The organism is Bacillus cereus group sp. BfR-BA-01356 (genome assembly GCF_022663635.1).
Taxonomy (GTDB): domain Bacteria; phylum Bacillota; class Bacilli; order Bacillales; family Bacillaceae_G; genus Bacillus_A; species Bacillus_A cereus.
In genome coordinates this window covers 1-16,856 of sequence record NZ_JAKUFX010000030.1, presented here as the reverse complement: position 1 = coordinate 16,856, position 16,856 = coordinate 1, and the positions used below count along the sequence as shown (strand labels likewise).

Sequence of the window (16,856 nt, the reverse complement as noted above, 5' to 3'; positions counted from 1 at the left end):
CAGTTTCCAAATATAAAGCAAAAAAAAACAAACTCCTGTAAATGCTTACAGGAGTTTGCTACAAAATTATAAGGCTTTTTGTCAAAAGCCCTTTTCATTCGAATTTTACGAAGCACCTGCTTCTTCAAACTCAACCTCTTCTAACTCGCCTAAACGATGATACTCTGTTAAAACCGCATCTTGAATTTTAGAGCGTGTACCAGAATTAATTGGATGTGCAATGTCACGGAACTCTCCATCTGGAGTACGTTTACTTGGCATTGCTACAAATAATCCATTATTACCATCAATTACACGAATATCATGAACAACAAATTCATGGTCTAGAGTAATAGAGGCAATTGCTCTCATGCGGCCTTCTGTGTTTACGCGGCGTAATCTTACGTCAGTCACTTCCATCTTGTGTTCACCACCCTTTTCTAAATAAGCGATATATTTGTATAAATTCCACAAATTTTCTATTTTCCCTTTAATTTTTTAAAAATTTTTAAGATAAAAATTTTTAAAGTAGTTGAATATAGAGATTAGTGGAGGTTATCGCTTACAAAAGGTTACTTAACTAGGGCGATTACTTCAATTTCAACGGAAACATCTTTCGGTAATTTTGCTACTTGCACACAAGATCGAGCTGGTTTATGAGTAGAGAAATAAGAGCTATACACTTCATTCACAGCATTAAAATCATCCATGTCCTTTAAAAATACTGTTGTTTTTACGACTGTATCAAATGAAGCACCTGCTTCCTCTAATACCGCTTGTAAATTTTGAAATACTTGTTCTGTTTGTACTGTTACATCTCCTGTTACAAGCTCCCCATTTGCCGTCAATGGAATTTGTCCTGAGCTATAGAACATGTTATTTACAATAATCCCCTGTGAATAAGGTCCAATTGCTTGTGGTGCCTTGCTTGTTTGAACAACTTTCATACTTTTCACCCTTTTATTATTTATTTTACTCTTTAAAAATAGTGTACGAAAGGCAGTTTGTCCACCTATTTTATAATCTATAAATAAAATAAAAAAAGATAGAGCTATCTGCTCTATCTTTTATTCCGCCTCTACAAGCCCTTCATCAAATGGCGCAAGAGAATAATTCCCTTTTTCCACTTGAATCGTTTTTTCTTTCACATCAACTTCCGATAGACGAATTAATGATACAAAATTATTAATTAGTCGTTCTTCAATATCTGTGGATTCTACTAATACACCAATACCAACAACATTAGCCTTGAACTCTTCTAACATACTCATCATACCTTGAATTGTTCCGCCAGCTTTCATGAAGTCATCAATAATTAAAACATTCGACCCTTCTGGAAGACTGCGTTTTGCTAACGTCATTGTTTGAATTCGTTTAGAAGAACCCGACACATAGTTAATACTAACAGTCGGACCTTCTGTTACCTTATTATCTTTCCTTGCAATTACAACTGGTACATCTAAGTAATTTGCCACTGCATAAGCAAGTGGAATCCCTTTCGTTGCCACCGTCATAACTGCATCAATTGGTTGCCTAGCAAAAACAGAAGCAAACAAACGACCTGCGCCATTAATATGGCGAGGATTACTCAATAAATCTGTCATGTATAAGTAACCGCCAGGCAAAATACGATCTGGGTTTTCAAATAAGCCACAAAGCTCATCAATAATTAGATCTGCCTCTTCTTCACTTATATACGGTATATATTTCACTCCTCCTGCTGCTCCTGGTATCGTTTGCAATGTGCCGATCCCTTGTTGTTCAAACGTTTGCTTAATAATAACTAAATCTTCACTAATGGAAGACTTAGCCGATTGATACCTTTCAGCAAAAAAAGTGAGAGATACTAGCTGACGAGGGTTTTGTAGCAAGTAATAAGTCATATCGACTAACCTTGTACTTCTTCTAATTTTCATACTCTCACCTCAAATCACGAATATTCTAAACAAATCATAACGTATTATACGTCTTTATTCAAGCGTTTCTCGCTCTCCTAATAAACGTACCGCATAGACTTGTTCACAAAATCCTTTTAATCCGTTATAAATGCGATGCATTCGTGAATCATGGTGTACAAGTCCGAATACAGTTGGACCACTTCCACTCATTAATACAGCATCCGCTCCAAATCGCTTCATCTGTGATTTAATACGGGCAACTTCAGGATGCATTCCAAATGTTACATCTTCTAAAACGTTACCAACAGTATCACAAATTCCTTTATAATCACCAGAATTTATGACATCAACCATTTTATCTACATTTGGATGTGTAACTCGATTTAACTTTAAATTTCCATACACATCAGCAGTAGATACACCTATATGTGGTTTCGCTAAAATAACCCAACAAGAAGGCGGAGTCTTTATATGCTCAATTTTCTCTCCTCTTCCAGTGGCAATTGCTGTGCCTCCGTATACACAGAACGATACATCTGATCCAATTTCTGCGCCAAGCTCTGCTAACTCATCAATTGTAAGCCCTAAATTCCATAATTTATTAAGACCACGTAATGTCGCTGCTGCATCACTACTTCCACCTGCTAATCCAGCTGCTACTGGAATCGTTTTTTCAATAGTAATAGATACACCTTTTTTTACATTAAACTTCTCTTTTAATAATTTCGCTGCCTGATAAGCTAAATTTCGTTGGTCGTCTGGGACATACCGATTATGGGATAAAATTTCAATACGGTCTTCTGCTAATTCCGTTAGTTCTAGACGATCTGCTAAATCAATGGTTGTCATAATCATTTTCACTTCATGATATCCGTCTTGTCTTTTTCCCAGTACATCTAACGACAGATTAATCTTTGCTGGTGCTTTCACTAGTAGCTTCAATCTATTCACCCACTCTATGTACTCAATCTTTTATCGTTTATTTTACCATAAATTTATAGTAAGACGATGACACTTCCCTAATTATAACGAAAAGCATTCAGAATGAAACTACTTATGTAAAATGATGGCACCTTTTAGAGTACAAAAAGCCGAGGAATGTCTCCTCGGCTACCGTAGCATAGAAAGTATCTTACAACTACTGGTTTCGTTTCATTAATTGCTGTTCTGCAATTTCTATAGCACGTTTCACCATGTTACCAGCATCTTTCGCACGAATTCCGCCCCATCCTTCTTTCTGAACAACATCATAAAAGCCAAGCTCTTTTGCTAGCTCTTCTTTAAATTGGTTTGACATGACACCTCTTCGTCTACTCAATGCAGAGTCCCTCCTTATTTTGCTACGGTATAGTTAGTATGCAAAATAATATAGCTTTTCATTTATGGGAATATATGTAATGATATACGGATTATAAAATGACCTCATTATGAGGGTCTCCATAAAATGTTAACTCTACTGTCTCTGTTAAAACATCTGCATAACTATAAGATACACGTTGCAACGCATCTTCTTGTTGATCCAATTGTACAACAAAAACGGAACGGTATGTTTCTGCTAGTACACCTGATTGCTCCACAGTTTTTCTTCTTCCACTATTTGCTTTTAACATAAGTCGTTGTCCAAGATGGTGATCTAATTCGCTTTTAATTTCATCTAAACGTTTTGACATATACTTCGCTACACCTCGCTGTAATTTAGATTGAACACTTAAAGCACGATATATCTATCCTAATTATTAACCGCGATTCACAGCTAATATCATCCTGCGTTTGAATAGATAGAAGAAATACTATATTGTAAAAGTATCATTACGTAGTCTGTACGTTCTTACCTCTTTTTATCCAAATTCATTTAAATCCTTCCATACAAAAAAGCAAGATACATATGTATCCTGCTTACTCTTCGTAATGTTGAAAAGGTAATCCCGTTCGTAAAATCCCTCTCGTTTCAATTCCACCTAGTCCCTTTTCACCAGTAATTGTATTACGTACGACATCCCATACATTGACTCTCTCCATAAATGAAGTAAAACTAATTTTACCAACTACATATACAGGATCTAGTGCATGAATATTAATTCTAGATGGTGAACTAGCGAAATTGGCCCCTGCACGAATTAGTGCCTCAAAATGTGATTGACATGCCCCAGCAAAAATAACAAGTTGATCCAGTGATGGATATTTTTTTCGCACTTCACGAACAGCCTGTACAAAATGCCTTGAATGCCTATATGCCGCTAAATCTCCCTTCACTCCTTTTGATTTTGTATATGCATCATGCCCTGTAATAACGAGAATGTCTGGGCGAAAGTGATCTATTAAGTCTACTACTTTTTCATGCATCTCCGTTTCTTTACAATGAATACCTTGAACAGGAACGCCAATTTTGTTATATAAGTCTAAGCACTTGCGCAAATATAAAGGGTCTCCATCTATATGCAATACACGTCCCGGCATTTGAAAATAATTCACCTCACTTGTGTATCCACCAGTTGAAGTATGTTCATGCCTTTGTTTCATCAGTACATAATCTTGTTGAAACAAACGATACGTGCGCTCCATTGTTTCTTTCTCACGCTTCACCCTTTTTTTATGTTCTCTTTGATCTATACTAATTAAATCTTCAAGTGGCGCATCCGCCACCAGTCTAATTTCCTCTCCAAACAATATAGCTATCTCACCTTTTATTTCTATAATACGAAAAAGAATATCCCTCTTATGAGAATATCGTTCCACTAATTCTCCAACATGTAAAACCATTCTCCTACCTCCAAACTCATTAGGCCATCTTACCTGTTTTTAAAGTATGAATTTAGAGAGAGAAAGGTGACAAAAGGGACAGTTCAAGTTGAACTGTCCCTTTCATATTCTTATGATAATTTATGAAGAACTAATGCATTACTTAATGTTGCAAACTCTTCAATAGATAGCGTTTCGCCTCTTCGCTTTGGATCAATTCCTACTTCTGTTAAAATTCGATCCAATAACTCCTTATCTTTCGGGAAACCATTTAAATTATTTGATAAATTATTCATTAAAGTTTTACGGCGCTGTGCGAAACTTGCTCGTACTACTTCAAAGAAGAACGTTTCATCTGTCACCTCTACAACCGGTTTAGGACGCTTTAGAAGGCGGATAATTGCAGAATCAACGTTTGGCTGTGGTACAAACACTGTACGCGGTACAGTCATAACTGTTTCAACCTCTGTATAATACTGAATGGCAATCGATAAAGAACCATACTCTTTCGTTCCAGGTTTAGCAGCTAAACGATCTCCAACTTCTTTTTGCATCATAACAACAAATCCACGAACTGGTAACTTTTCTTCAAGCAATTTAAATAAAATTGGCGTTGTAATATAGTATGGTAAGTTAGCTACTACCATTACATCTTGCCCTTCTTCAAATTGCTCATTAAATACTTCATGTACATCTGCTTTTAGTACGTCTTTATTAATAACTGTAACGTTACCATATGGCGCTAACGTCTCATCTAAAATTGGTAATAGTCTTTGATCAATTTCAAAAGCCACTACTTTTTTAGCACGCTTTGCTAATTGCTCTGTTAATGCACCAATACCTGGTCCAATTTCAATTGCACCACTTTCTGAACCAATTTCTGCATGATCAACAATACGATTTAATACATTTGTATCAATTAAAAAGTTTTGTCCTAAACTTTTTTTGAATGAAAATCCATACTTTTCAACAATGTCTTTTGTACGATTTGGCGTTGCGATATCCTTCATCTTTTTTCCTCCTGTATTACTTGCTTATAAGCTTCTGCAAATGATTCCTTTGAAACTTGAAACATCTGTAATCGTTTATGTAACTGTTTTGCATTTGTATAACCAATCTTTAATAGCTTACCCATTCTTTCTCTGCGGCTCTTTGCCATTTCTCCGCCCACTAAGCCTGCATCGACTAAATCACTCCAACTAATTTCACTTGTGTAAGCTTCCATTTCTTCATGTATATTCTCTAGAGCGCGGCGAATCGACTCATTAGAAGCGTGTTCGATTCCAACACCCTTTTTCCTTTTAGCAAGCGCTTCTTCCTTCGGTAAAAAGGCATGCTTACAGCCAGGAACCTTGTCAGAAATAATTTTTCGAATACGCTCTCCAGGATAATCCGGATCTGTGAAAATAATAACTCCCCTTTTTTGCTGCGCTAATTTAACTTGCTCAATAACATGATCACCGATTGCTGAACCGTTCGTTTCAATTGTATCCGCATCAACAGCACGCTTAATCGCAACTGTATCATCTTTACCTTCTACAACGATAATCTCTTTTATTTTCATGCTTGCCTCCACACTCATTTCGTCTCTACTTAGTAAAACAAAAAAATGACGACTTTTCCATTATTATTTTCCCCATTCTTATATTTTAAAAAATAGAATAGAAAAATCTTTGTTCTCTGTCCTTATTGTAACACTTCATCATTCACATTTATTTTCTTCATCACTTCTACTAGTTTTTCTCAAAATAAAAAAGAACAGGTTTCCCCATTCTTTTTTATTCAACACCAAATAAAGCTTTTGCATTTTTAGTTGTCATTTCTGCTACTTCCTCATAAGAAATTCCTTTTAAATTCGCAATTTCTTCTGCTACGAGTTTTACATAACTCGGTTCATTTCGTTTCCCTCGAAATGGATGCGGTGTTAAATACGGACAATCCGTCTCTATTAACAATTTCTCTAATGGAATCTCCGTAGCAACCTCTTTCGGCTTCTTAGCGTTTTTAAATGTAACTGGTCCACCTAACGAAATTAAAAAGTTCATATCAACACATCGCTCTGCTACCTCTACGCTGCCGCTAAAGCAATGCATAATGCCTCCTACTTCAGCTGCATTCTCTTCTTCTAGAATATCAACAATATCTTGAGTTGCATCGCGGTTATGTATAATAATCGGCAATTTTACTTTTTTCGCTAATGCAATTTGTTTACGGAATACTTCTTTCTGTATTTCTTTTGGAGACTTATCCCAGTAATAATCTAAGCCCATTTCTCCAAGTGCAACGACTTTAGGATGAGAAGCAAGTTCTTCTAACCAAGCTAAATGTTCTTCTGTCATGTCGATTGCATCAACTGGGTGCCACCCAACCGCAGCGTAAATAAAATCATAGGCTTCAGCTAATTCCATCGCCTTTTTTATCGTTACTTCATCAAAACCAACAACAACTGTATAAGTAACTCCCGCTTCTTTCATTCGGGCAATAACCTCTTGCAAATCTCCTTCGAATTGCTCTGCATTCAAATGTGAATGTGTATCAAACAACATAATACATAACTCCTTTTATATTGAAATCAAGTTTATTCTACAAAAATAAGTTCTTTAATAACTTAACGATAACAATACTACAATCTTAATGCAAAAATAGAGAGTGTAAAAAGAAAAAAGACGCTTCACACATGTTACACGTGAAACATCTCTTTTCTTGTCTTAATTACTTGATTTTTGTACCATTTGGTAGATTTTGGTCAATTGATGCTAATGACAATACGCCATTCTCTTCACCCGCTAAAATCATACCTTGCGATAATTCACCGCGTAATTTTACAGGTTTTAAGTTTGTTACACAAATAACCTTTTTACCTTTTAAGTCTTCCGGCGAATAGAATTTTGCAATTCCAGAAACAACTTGACGCTTTTCTGTACCTAAGTCTAGTTGAATTTTTAACAGCTTATCTGCTTTTTTCACAGGTTCAGCAGATAGTACTTCAGCTACGCGTAATTCTACTTTAAAGAAATCATCAATTGTAATTTCTTCTGCCTTCGGTTCTTCTTCTTTTTTCTCTTCTACTTTAGGAGCAGAGCTTTTCATTTGTTCTTTAATGTACTCTACTTCCACTTCCATTTCTAAACGAGGGAAAATTGGGTTTCCTTTTTCTACTTTTGTTCCAGCTGGAATGCAGCCAATTGTAGAGAGACTTTCCCAAGATTTATGAGCTTCATCAGTAAGGCCAAGCTGAGCAAACATCTTGCTTGGTGCTACTGTTAAGAATGGCATAAGCATAATACCTGTTTGACGAAGTACTTCTGCTAAATGAGCCATTACAGAGGCTAACTTTTCACGATCATTCTCATCTTTTGCTAATACCCATGGTTGTGTTTCATCAATATATTTATTCGTACGACTAACTAGTTGCCAAATAGATCCTAACGCTACAGAGAACTCCATATTCTCCATTGCTTCTTCTACTTTTTTCAAAGTATCTTGTGCAAACGCTACTAACGTTTCATCAAATTCCGTCACATTTGCTTTAAATGCAGGGATTTCTCCGTTAAAGTACTTATCAATCATAGCTACTGTACGATTTAATAAATTACCTAAGTCATTTGCTAAGTCGAAATTAATACGCTCCACAAATCCTTCTGGTGTAAATACGCCATCAGATCCAAATGGAACTTCACGAAGTAGGTAATAACGTAATGCATCTAATCCGTAACGATCGATTAATGTAACTGGATCTACTACGTTTCCTTTTGACTTACTCATCTTTCCATCCTTCATTAAAATCCAGCCATGAGCAAAGACTTTCTTCGGAAGAGGTAAATCTAATGCCATTAAAATTATCGGCCAATAAATTGTATGGAAACGAACAATTTCTTTCCCAACTAAATGCACATCTGCAGGCCAGAATTTTTTATATTTCTCTTCATTTGCTGTTCCATAACCTAACGCCGTAATATAGTTAGATAATGCGTCAACCCATACATAAATAACGTGTTTTGGGTTACCAGGAACACGAACTCCCCAGTCAAATGAAGTACGAGAAACTGCTAAATCTTCTAATCCTGGTTTAATAAAATTATTAATCATTTCATTTTTACGAGACTCCGGCTGAATGAAATGTGGATTATCTTCATAGAACTTTAATAGTCTGTCGACATATTTACCCATTCTAAAGAAATAAGATTCTTCACGAACAAGTTCTACATCATGACCACTATCTGGGCTTTTTCCTCCAACTACTTTGTCGCCTTCCATAATTGGATCTACTAATTGATGCTCTGTATAGAACGTCTCATCTTGTACAGAATACCAACCTTCATATTCATCAAGATAAATGTCACCTTGATCTACTAATTGTTTAAAGATTTTTTCGACAACATCTTTATGACGATCTTCAGTTGTACGAATAAAATCATCATAAGAAATATCCATCTTCTCCCAAAGCTCTTTAATTCCTGCAACAATGTTATCAACATATGCCTGTGGCGTAATATTTAACTCTTCTGCTTTCTTTTGGATCTTCTGTCCATGCTCATCAGTTCCTGTTAAATAATGCACATTATAACCTTGCATACGCTTATATCGTGCCATCGCATCTCCTGCTACTGTCGTATAAGCATGTCCAATGTGTAATTTTCCACTTGGATAATAAATTGGGGTAGTAATATAAAAGGACTTATTTTCCTCTGTCATTGTTTTGGACCTCCCGAATAACCTCATATGTATTTATAAACAGTATATCAAAAACTCATATATAAAGTGAAACTTTAATCAGTAGGGTTTTTGTTCCTCCCCACTAATTATTAGCCCACGTTAATTGGGCTTTTACGAGCAGCCCAAATCTAACTTATCTTCTTTACGCCAACCTAATTTTCAATTTAGGTCTTAATGCTCAATATCTTTATCATCTATTGCTCATATTTCAAAAAAATATACAATATCCACTTTGAATTTATTATTTTTTCAGAAAATAATGTAAATAATTGTGGAATTTCCTCTCAATCTATTATATATAAGAAATAAGAAATCTATAAATCTTTTTAAAAAATATAGAATTTAAGAATTGACGGAAATGTAAATGATTGGTATCATATGTCCATAGGGTATTTTGTCGAAAAATGACGAATCTAAAAATAGACTCGAAACTTATAAACTATTTATTTAGGAGGAAAAAAATTATGAAATCTACTGGTATTGTTCGTAAAGTTGATGAATTAGGTCGTGTAGTAATTCCAATCGAATTACGCCGTACTTTAGGTATTGCAGAAAAGGACGCTCTTGAAATCTATGTTGATGACGAAAAAATCATCTTAAAGAAATATAAACCAAACATGACTTGCCAAGTAACTGGTGAAGTATCTGACGGTAACCTTTCTTTAGCTGAAGGTAAAATCATCTTAAGCAAAGAAGGCGCTGAGCAAATCTTAAACGAACTTCAAGATTATATCGAAACAGCAAAATAAGCTTCTCAATTATGAGAAGCTTATTTTTTATCGACATGATAGATTTGATATACATCTCTTTTCGACAAATCTCGATCTTTAGCGACTGTTTTAATCGCTTCTTTTGAATTCATACTTTTTTCATTTATATAATATTCAATATGATCATATACCGAAAGAGATTCCCACCATTGTTCTTCTGGAGCAGGTTCTTCTGTTGAACCAGCTACTAAAATACAAAATTCACCACGTACTTCATTTTGCTTCGTCCACTCAATTGCTTCTTCGATTGTTCCTCGAATAAATTCCTCAAATTTTTTCGTTAACTCTCGACATAATACAATCTCTCTATTTCCCAACACTTCCTGCATCGAAATTAAAGTATCATCTAAACGATGAGGTGCTTCATAAAACATCATTGTAGTTTGTACATAACGAAGCTTTTCTAACTCCATCTTCCGTTCCTTTTTGTTTCTCTGCAAGAAACCATAGAAATAAAACTGCTTTGTTTCAAGACCGGATGCAATTAATGCTGTAAGGGCTGCATTTGCTCCAGGAAGCGGAATTACATGATATTGCTCAGCTACTGCCTCAACGACAATATCGTAACCTGGATCAGAAATACACGGCATACCAGCGTCACTAACAAGTGCTACATTCTTTCCATCCTCTAATTTCTCTAATAGTTTCTTCCCACTTACTTCTTTATTGTGCTCATGATAACTCGTGACAGGTGTTTCAATTTCAAAATAATTACAAAGTTTTTTCGTTTGTCTCGTATCTTCAGCAGCAATTAAATCAACTTCTTTTAAAATTCGGATTGCACGAAATGTCATATCTTCTAGATTTCCAATAGGAGTTGGTACTAAATATAAAACTCCCTTTTCATTTTGTTGAAAGCTTTTTTGTTGCCACATAGCGTTCTCCTTTTTGCATATATGCCTCTTTTTGTTTTCTCGTTAATTGCTTAAAGTAATACTCCGCTTGCATAGCTGTACGCTTATCATCGTGGGTCTCTACATATTTTAAAACGACAGGAAGCCTGACGCGTGTATACTTAGCCCCTTTGCCGCTATTATGAGTCTGAATTCTCTTTTCTATATGGTTTGTATATCCAGCATAATAACTTCCATCAGAGCACTCTACCACATAAAAAAAGTGCTTATTCTTCTCCATATAAAATTGAACGTAGCTCCTTTGTATATTCGTTATTGTTCTCATATACAACGAGAGGCGGTAAAATTTTCAAATCTGCATTTCCATCCTTAATTCCTTCAATTAACAATGTATTTGCTTCTTTTCCAACCTTAGGATAAACAAATTGCACACGCTTTGGTTCAATTTTATATTTACGCATTAATGTGACAATGTCTAGTAATCGCCCTGGACGATGTACAAACGCTACTTTCCCACCTTGTTTTACTAACTGACTACTTGCAGATACAACATCTTCTAATGTACACATAATTTCATGACGAGCTATCGCTAAATGTTCATTCATATTTTTCTCTGAAGTTTGAGGTGTTTGAAAATATGGTGGATTACATGTAACAACATCATATTGATGACGCCCAAGTTTCTCTGGCATATCTTTCAAATCTCCATGTATGAGGTGAATTCTTTCTTCCAACCCATTGTATTGAACACTTCTTACTCCCATATCATATAAGCGTTCTTGAATTTCCACACCAGTAATATTTCCTTTTGTTCTTGTACTTAATAGAAGGGGAACAACCGCGTTACCTGTACACAAATCAAGTAAATTCCCCTTTTGAATTGGTACCCATGCAAAATCTGCAAGTAAAACGGCATCTAAAGAAAAATTAAATACTGATGGGCTTTGTATAATCTTCATGTCTTGTGCTAATAAGTAATCTAAACGTTCATCTTCATATAAATTCATATACTGCTCCTTTTCTTACCCTTAACCTACCCTATTTCATGTATAAAAAATTACCTTTCCAATTATAATTGGAAAGGTAATTTCACTTTTTATTTAAGAATGAAAGACAGAACAAACAATCTCCCTCTTTACGTACACTTCCATAATGTAGATTGCAAATATGAAAACCTTCTTGGTATAGTCTCGCTAAATTGTCATAGCCTTCACCAATATCTGTTTTCGGCTTCACTTCTTTACGTTTTTGAGTTTTTTGTTTTTCTTTATTCTGCACTTCTTCAAAACGGTGTCGCAAATTGTTATTTTCCATTTTTATATGTTGGTTTTCTTCCAACAACTCTGCAAGATGCTGTTTTAACTCTCCCAACTGTTTATATAAATGTCCAATTTGCTCTTCCATACTAGAAACCGATTCAAAAATATCTTTTTTCTCCACAAGCACCCACCTCATTAATCTGTGGTTTGACTCGAAACGACCCCTTTATTCACTAACTCATCTAACGTATATTCTACTATCCGTTCCTTGTCTACTAGTTCCACTTGAATTAATCTTTCTAAAATATTTAATCCGATAACACGGCCAGTACCATGCGGGGTTTGTATACGTTGATCTAAATCAGGAAGTTGTTCCTTTGCTGCCTCATATTCATCATTCTCATATTTTAAGCAACACATTAAGCGACCACATAAACCAGAGATTTTTGCAGGATTTAATGATAAATTTTGATCCTTTGCCATTTTAATGGATACAGGTTCAAAATCCCCTAAAAAAGTAGAACAACAAAGCATACGACCACATGGACCAATACCACCTAGCATCTTCGCTTCATCACGAACACCAATTTGTCTTAGTTCAATTCTTGTTCTAAAAATTGCGGCTAAGTCCTTCACTAGTTCGCGGAAATCGATCCGACCATCCGCAGTAAAATAGAAAATAATCTTATTACGATCGAATGTATACTCTACATCTACAAGTTTCATATCAAGATTATGCTCTACTACCTTTTGTTGACAAACTTGATATGCTTCTTTGGCAGCATGTTTGTTCTCTTCAACAATGGTACGATCATTTTCATTTGCAATACGAATAACCTTTTTTAGCGGTAATACAACGTCGTTTTCATCAACTTGTTTTTTGGTAATAACTACTTTTCCGTATTCAATACCTCTTACCGTTTCTACAATGACAAACTCATTTTCAGAGATATCGAACTGGTTTGGATCAAAGTAATATACCTTTCCGGCCTTCTTAAAGCGAACACCTACTACATCATACAAAACGGTCATCCCTCCTGCAACCGCAACACTAACTGTTCGAACACAAGCTGCGCATTTACATTAGCGTTGATTCTATTTTTTGCCTCTAATATATTAAAGAGAGCTGATACAATGCGCTTCTGAGCATAGGAAAACGATTCAAACATCTCTTTCTGCTCATGAAAAACAAGACGATCTTCTTCTCCAAGTTGAACATATAATAAATCCTTATAAATAAGGAGTAACATATCTAAACCTTGCTGTAATTGTTCTTTCTCTCCAAAGTGTTTTCCCCATTTTTCTTGTACAAAAAAAATAGAGGTTTTATCTTTTTCGAGCGCTTCACATAATTTTATCACTAAAGCTCGTGCTTGTGCAAACCATTCATCACTACATAAAGCTAAAGCTTCATCAAAACTATTTGTAAGTTGAGCAGCAAGTGTCGATAAAGATGCTGTAATCCCTTCATCCTGTAATCTTCTAATTAAAGATTCCGTAGGTAACGGTCTAAACGTAACAACTTGGCAGCGAGATAAAATCGTATTTAAAATTTGATGACTTTGTTCAGTAAGTAAAATAGCAGTTGTATCACTACTTGGTTCTTCTAAAAATTTCAAAAGTGTATTTGCCGCATTTGCTGTCATACGATCTGCGTGCTCAATAATATATATTTTTTTATTTGCCTCTAATCCTGTTTTGGAAAACTCTTCTTGTAAATCATGAATTTGCTGCTTCTTAATAGATAATCCGTCTGGTTTTACAATATGTAAGTTAGGGTGGTTACCTGAATCAATTCGCTTACAGTTTGTACATACATGGCAGGGCTCTACTCCATTCCGCTCAGAACAGAGGAAACTCTTTGCCATTTGAATTGCTGTCGCAAACTTTCCTGTCCCTTTCCCTCCCTCTAACAAGTAAGCGTGGGATATACGCTCTTTTGCAATGCTATTCATCAACATTTTTACACCGATGGGTTGTATAGCAGAAAGCTGCTCCCACGTCTTCGTCATAATGCATACCTCACTTATTTCATTCTTTCCTTCTATTATAACAATTTATCTTCTATAATCTGAACAACTTCTTCTATAAGTTTTTCCATCGGTTGATCAGCATTTACCAATACAATACGATCCGAGAAACGTTCTACAACTTGTAAATACCCTTCGCGCACACGTTTATGGAAAGAGATATCTTCCATATCTAGTCGATTTACTTCACGTCCTGCATCTTTTTCAATCCGAGCCAAACCAACCTCAGGCTCAATGTCTAGATAAATTGTTAAACTAGGCATACAGTCCTCTGTTGCGAAACGATTTATTTCAAATACCTTATCCATACCCAATCCTCTTGCATAGCCTTGGTATGCTAAAGAGCTATCTATAAAACGATCACATAACACGAGGTAGTTCTCATTAAGTGCTGGCATAACTTTTTCTACTAAATGTTGTCTGCGCGCAGCAGCATAAAGAAGCGCTTCTGTACGTGCTTCCATCATCGTATATTCTTGTTTATGTAAAATCGTCCTAATGTCCTCAGAAATTGCAATACCGCCTGGTTCCCTTGTCGCCATTACCTTTTGTGCTTTTTGTTCAAAATATGGCAATAAGCTTTTAATTAACGTTGTTTTACCTGAACCTTCTGGGCCCTCAATTGTTACAAATAATCCCTTCATCCTAAAACCTACTTTCTATATCATACACTTTCATATATTTCGTATTACCTTGAAAACGAGCTCCTGCTCTTTCTAAATACATAATTTGCTCTTTATGCTCTGAAGTAATTCTCTCTCCATACATAATTAATGGAATTCCAGGTGGATACGGAATCACCATTTCCGCCGCTATCATTCCAACAGCATCTTCTATAGATACTATCTTTGTTTCATATCCGTCTAGTTGTTTATACGTATACGGTAAAAGAGAGAATTCACCATTATAAGTATAACGAATAGATTCCCTCTTGTCTTTCACCTCATAATGTTGCAATGCTACTCGGATCATCTCTATAACCTTCATATATCCCTCATTTACTTGTAAGGGTAAAATAAATAGGACATTGTACGGATCAGCCATCTCTGTATATATACCGACCTTTTCAAATACAGACTGTAATTCGTACCCTGATAACTGACAACGAGTTTGTACGGTGACCTTTAACTCATCTTGCAACGGATATTCTAAAATGGCGATTTGGGGAATAGAACGTAATTGTTCCTTAAATCTTCGTAAAAACTCAACAATTTCACTGTGACCTTCTTCTTTTATACGCGCCATTGTAAAGCGTGCTATATCCAAGGAAGCCATAATTGGATACGATGGACTACTAGATTGTAGCATACTTAAATAAGTAGTAACCTTATCTTCGTCTACTAAATGACTATTTATATGTAAATAGGAACCCATTGTCATTGCGGGTAATGTTTTATGTGCAGAATGAACTACAATATCTGCACCATATGTTAATGCTGACTTCGGAAATGGTTCTCCCAAACATAGATGTGCCCCATGTGCCTCATCTACCAAAACAGGGATTTTATGTGCATGTGCAAAAGCGATGCTTGCCTCTAAATCCATCCCCATACCATAATAATTAGGATGCGTTAAAATAAGTGCTTTCGCATTTGGATACTTTCTAATTGCGTTCTTAATAATTTCATTACGAACTCCCACTGGTACGTTGTAAGCTTCATCAATCCATGGATCTAAAAAAATGGGATTTGCTCCCGCAAGTTTTAAACCATTAATAATTGATTTATGACAATTTCTTTGTACAAGAACAATATCATGTTCCCCGCAACAAGACAAAATCATTGCTAAGTTCCCGACTGTTGAACCATTAATTAAAAAATAACTTCTCTTTGTATTATAAACTTCAGCCAATAATTGTTGTGCCTCATCTATACATTCAAACGGACTATGCAAATCATCTAGTCCTGCTAATTCAGTTACATCAATAGATAGAATACCTTTAAACTCTCTTATTGCCTCCTGAGGGAAGTTTAAACCATTCTTATGACCAGGAACATGAAAGGATAACGGCCCTCTTTCTTTAAACTCTATTAACGCCTCATATAAAGGCATACGATTTTGATTCATCTACATCTCTTCCTTATTATTCATTCTCTATCTATTATACAGAACAAAAAAAATAATAGGCATATGCCTATTTAAAAATATGATACTTCTAATTTTCGAAGCTGCTTTAAATAATATATATATTTCGGATCATCTGTCTCTGTATTCACCATATCCTTTTCACATTCATGGCATATTAAATTATTATAAACATATATACCTTCTTTTCTTTTTGTCTCACAAACAATACAAACTTCACTTTGTAATGTCATAATCTTCCCTCCCTATTTAAGTGAACCTATTTTATACTTCTAATCCTTAACAATTTACAGAAAAATATACACCCATCTTTTATATAATATGATTAACTCTTGGGCAACGTGTTTGTATTTCCATTACTTCTTTCCCATTCTTTTTAACAATACAAAAAAACACAAGTCAAATGACTTGTGTTTTTAGTTGCTTGGCGACGTCCTACTCTCACAGGGACAAGGTCCCAACTACCATCGGCGCTAGAGAGCTTAACTTCCGTGTTCGGTATGGGAACGGGTGTGACCTCTCTGCC

At 35.4% G+C, this 16,856-nt stretch carries 21 protein-coding genes and 1 rRNA gene; 1 reads left to right on the top strand and 21 read right to left on the bottom strand.

Annotation, left to right across the window (positions count from 1 at the left end):
• Positions 1-105: 105 nt before the first annotated feature.
• From spoVG to metG, 11 genes are all read right to left on the bottom strand, one after another.
• A complete protein-coding gene (gene spoVG, locus MR168_RS13090; RefSeq protein WP_000454041.1) occupies positions 106-399 on the bottom strand; it encodes a septation regulator SpoVG in 294 nt (97 codons plus the stop codon).
• Positions 400-551: 152 nt separating this feature from the next.
• Positions 552-926 carry a RidA family protein gene (locus MR168_RS13085; protein ID WP_000869815.1) on the bottom strand — a complete coding sequence of 125 codons (375 nt, stop codon included), beginning with the start codon at positions 924-926 and terminating at the stop codon, positions 552-554.
• Between the two features lie 120 nt (positions 927-1,046).
• The gene (gene purR, locus MR168_RS13080) at positions 1,047-1,895 is read right to left on the bottom strand and encodes a pur operon repressor (protein ID WP_098220161.1); all 849 of its coding nucleotides are present in this window, start codon (positions 1,893-1,895) and stop codon (positions 1,047-1,049) included.
• A 54-nt stretch (positions 1,896-1,949) separates the two neighbouring features.
• Positions 1,950-2,819, bottom strand: a complete 870-nt coding sequence (gene ispE / locus MR168_RS13075; RefSeq protein WP_000772104.1) for a 4-(cytidine 5'-diphospho)-2-C-methyl-D-erythritol kinase — start codon at positions 2,817-2,819, stop codon at positions 1,950-1,952.
• A 196-nt stretch (positions 2,820-3,015) separates the two neighbouring features.
• The gene (sspF, locus tag MR168_RS13070; RefSeq protein ID WP_002094215.1) at positions 3,016-3,195 is read right to left on the bottom strand and encodes an acid-soluble spore protein SspF; all 180 of its coding nucleotides are present in this window, start codon (positions 3,193-3,195) and stop codon (positions 3,016-3,018) included.
• Between the two features lie 91 nt (positions 3,196-3,286).
• Positions 3,287-3,547, bottom strand: coding sequence for a biofilm formation stimulator Veg (gene veg / locus MR168_RS13065; RefSeq protein ID WP_000044347.1), 261 nt, complete (start codon positions 3,545-3,547; stop codon positions 3,287-3,289).
• Positions 3,548-3,773: 226 nt separating this feature from the next.
• Complete coding sequence (yabG, locus tag MR168_RS13060) at positions 3,774-4,637, bottom strand: sporulation peptidase YabG (RefSeq protein WP_000242868.1); 864 nt, start codon at positions 4,635-4,637, stop codon at positions 3,774-3,776.
• A 110-nt stretch (positions 4,638-4,747) separates the two neighbouring features.
• The gene (gene rsmA / locus MR168_RS13055) at positions 4,748-5,626 is read right to left on the bottom strand and encodes a 16S rRNA (adenine(1518)-N(6)/adenine(1519)-N(6))-dimethyltransferase RsmA (protein ID WP_000651548.1); all 879 of its coding nucleotides are present in this window, start codon (positions 5,624-5,626) and stop codon (positions 4,748-4,750) included.
• On the bottom strand, positions 5,623-6,180 hold the full coding sequence (rnmV, locus tag MR168_RS13050) for a ribonuclease M5 (RefSeq protein ID WP_000692836.1): 558 nt from the start codon (positions 6,178-6,180) through the stop codon (positions 5,623-5,625). Before rnmV ends, rsmA begins: the two co-directional genes overlap by 4 nt.
• Before the next feature lie 214 nt (positions 6,181-6,394).
• Positions 6,395-7,162, bottom strand: a complete 768-nt coding sequence (locus MR168_RS13045) for a TatD family hydrolase (RefSeq protein ID WP_086411679.1) — start codon at positions 7,160-7,162, stop codon at positions 6,395-6,397.
• Between the two features lie 166 nt (positions 7,163-7,328).
• Entirely contained in the window at positions 7,329-9,311 is a 1,983-nt protein-coding gene (metG, locus tag MR168_RS13040; protein WP_000134132.1) for a methionine--tRNA ligase, read from the bottom strand.
• Between the two features lie 485 nt (positions 9,312-9,796).
• Between metG and MR168_RS13035 the strand changes: the two genes are divergently transcribed.
• Positions 9,797-10,081 (top strand): AbrB/MazE/SpoVT family DNA-binding domain-containing protein, encoded by a 285-nt coding sequence (locus MR168_RS13035; protein WP_000843036.1) that lies wholly within the window; start codon positions 9,797-9,799, stop codon positions 10,079-10,081.
• Positions 10,082-10,101: 20 nt separating this feature from the next.
• On the opposite strand, the gene rsmI is transcribed toward MR168_RS13035, so the two are convergent.
• The 10 genes from rsmI to rrf all read right to left on the bottom strand — a co-directional run.
• Positions 10,102-10,977, bottom strand: coding sequence for a 16S rRNA (cytidine(1402)-2'-O)-methyltransferase (gene rsmI, locus MR168_RS13030; RefSeq protein ID WP_000267821.1), 876 nt, complete (start codon positions 10,975-10,977; stop codon positions 10,102-10,104).
• On the bottom strand, positions 10,946-11,236 hold the full coding sequence (locus tag MR168_RS13025; protein WP_000414350.1) for a GIY-YIG nuclease family protein: 291 nt from the start codon (positions 11,234-11,236) through the stop codon (positions 10,946-10,948). Before MR168_RS13025 ends, rsmI begins: the two co-directional genes overlap by 32 nt.
• Entirely contained in the window at positions 11,223-11,963 is a 741-nt protein-coding gene (locus tag MR168_RS13020) for a tRNA1(Val) (adenine(37)-N6)-methyltransferase (protein ID WP_001055366.1), read from the bottom strand. The genes MR168_RS13025 and MR168_RS13020 overlap by 14 nt, the downstream gene beginning before the upstream one ends.
• An 82-nt stretch (positions 11,964-12,045) precedes the next feature.
• On the bottom strand, positions 12,046-12,396 hold the full coding sequence (gene yabA / locus MR168_RS13015) for a DNA replication initiation control protein YabA (RefSeq protein WP_000412063.1): 351 nt from the start codon (positions 12,394-12,396) through the stop codon (positions 12,046-12,048).
• A 14-nt stretch (positions 12,397-12,410) separates the two neighbouring features.
• The gene (locus MR168_RS13010; protein WP_000272429.1) at positions 12,411-13,238 is read right to left on the bottom strand and encodes a PSP1 domain-containing protein; all 828 of its coding nucleotides are present in this window, start codon (positions 13,236-13,238) and stop codon (positions 12,411-12,413) included.
• Positions 13,239-13,243: 5 nt separating this feature from the next.
• On the bottom strand, positions 13,244-14,227 hold the full coding sequence (gene holB, locus MR168_RS13005; protein ID WP_000169561.1) for a DNA polymerase III subunit delta': 984 nt from the start codon (positions 14,225-14,227) through the stop codon (positions 13,244-13,246).
• A gap of 35 nt (positions 14,228-14,262) precedes the next feature.
• On the bottom strand, positions 14,263-14,889 hold the full coding sequence (gene tmk, locus MR168_RS13000; protein ID WP_000677218.1) for a dTMP kinase: 627 nt from the start codon (positions 14,887-14,889) through the stop codon (positions 14,263-14,265).
• Position 14,890: 1 nt separating this feature from the next.
• A complete protein-coding gene (locus tag MR168_RS12995) occupies positions 14,891-16,312 on the bottom strand; it encodes an aminotransferase class I/II-fold pyridoxal phosphate-dependent enzyme (protein ID WP_006920522.1) in 1,422 nt (473 codons plus the stop codon).
• Positions 16,313-16,383: 71 nt separating this feature from the next.
• Positions 16,384-16,563 carry a sigma factor G inhibitor Gin gene (locus MR168_RS12990; protein ID WP_000175076.1) on the bottom strand — a complete coding sequence of 60 codons (180 nt, stop codon included), beginning with the start codon at positions 16,561-16,563 and terminating at the stop codon, positions 16,384-16,386.
• 189 nt (positions 16,564-16,752) lie between these two features.
• Positions 16,753-16,856, bottom strand: a 5S ribosomal RNA gene (gene rrf / locus MR168_RS12985); the annotation flags it as partial.

Coding starts and splice junctions, on each gene's coding strand:
- metG (WP_000134132.1), bottom strand. CDS start 9,311: ATGACAGAGGAAAATAAGTCCTTTTATATTACTACCCCAATTTATTAT.
- MR168_RS12995 (WP_006920522.1), bottom strand. CDS start 16,312: ATGAATCAAAATCGTATGCCTTTATATGAGGCGTTAATAGAGTTTAAA.
- veg (WP_000044347.1), bottom strand. CDS start 3,547: ATGTCAAAACGTTTAGATGAAATTAAAAGCGAATTAGATCACCATCTT.
- tmk (WP_000677218.1), bottom strand. CDS start 14,889: ATGAAGGGATTATTTGTAACAATTGAGGGCCCAGAAGGTTCAGGTAAA.
- rsmI (WP_000267821.1), bottom strand. CDS start 10,977: ATGTGGCAACAAAAAAGCTTTCAACAAAATGAAAAGGGAGTTTTATAT.
- MR168_RS13085 (WP_000869815.1), bottom strand. CDS start 926: ATGAAAGTTGTTCAAACAAGCAAGGCACCACAAGCAATTGGACCTTAT.
- MR168_RS12990 (WP_000175076.1), bottom strand. CDS start 16,563: ATGACATTACAAAGTGAAGTTTGTATTGTTTGTGAGACAAAAAGAAAA.
- MR168_RS13035 (WP_000843036.1), top strand. CDS start 9,797: ATGAAATCTACTGGTATTGTTCGTAAAGTTGATGAATTAGGTCGTGTA.
- holB (WP_000169561.1), bottom strand. CDS start 14,227: ATGACGAAGACGTGGGAGCAGCTTTCTGCTATACAACCCATCGGTGTA.
- MR168_RS13025 (WP_000414350.1), bottom strand. CDS start 11,236: ATGGAGAAGAATAAGCACTTTTTTTATGTGGTAGAGTGCTCTGATGGA.
- rnmV (WP_000692836.1), bottom strand. CDS start 6,180: ATGAAAATAAAAGAGATTATCGTTGTAGAAGGTAAAGATGATACAGTT.
- MR168_RS13045 (WP_086411679.1), bottom strand. CDS start 7,162: ATGTTGTTTGATACACATTCACATTTGAATGCAGAGCAATTCGAAGGA.
- yabG (WP_000242868.1), bottom strand. CDS start 4,637: ATGGTTTTACATGTTGGAGAATTAGTGGAACGATATTCTCATAAGAGG.
- MR168_RS13020 (WP_001055366.1), bottom strand. CDS start 11,963: ATGAATTTATATGAAGATGAACGTTTAGATTACTTATTAGCACAAGAC.
- purR (WP_098220161.1), bottom strand. CDS start 1,895: ATGAAAATTAGAAGAAGTACAAGGTTAGTCGATATGACTTATTACTTG.
- rsmA (WP_000651548.1), bottom strand. CDS start 5,626: ATGAAGGATATCGCAACGCCAAATCGTACAAAAGACATTGTTGAAAAG.
- spoVG (WP_000454041.1), bottom strand. CDS start 399: ATGGAAGTGACTGACGTAAGATTACGCCGCGTAAACACAGAAGGCCGC.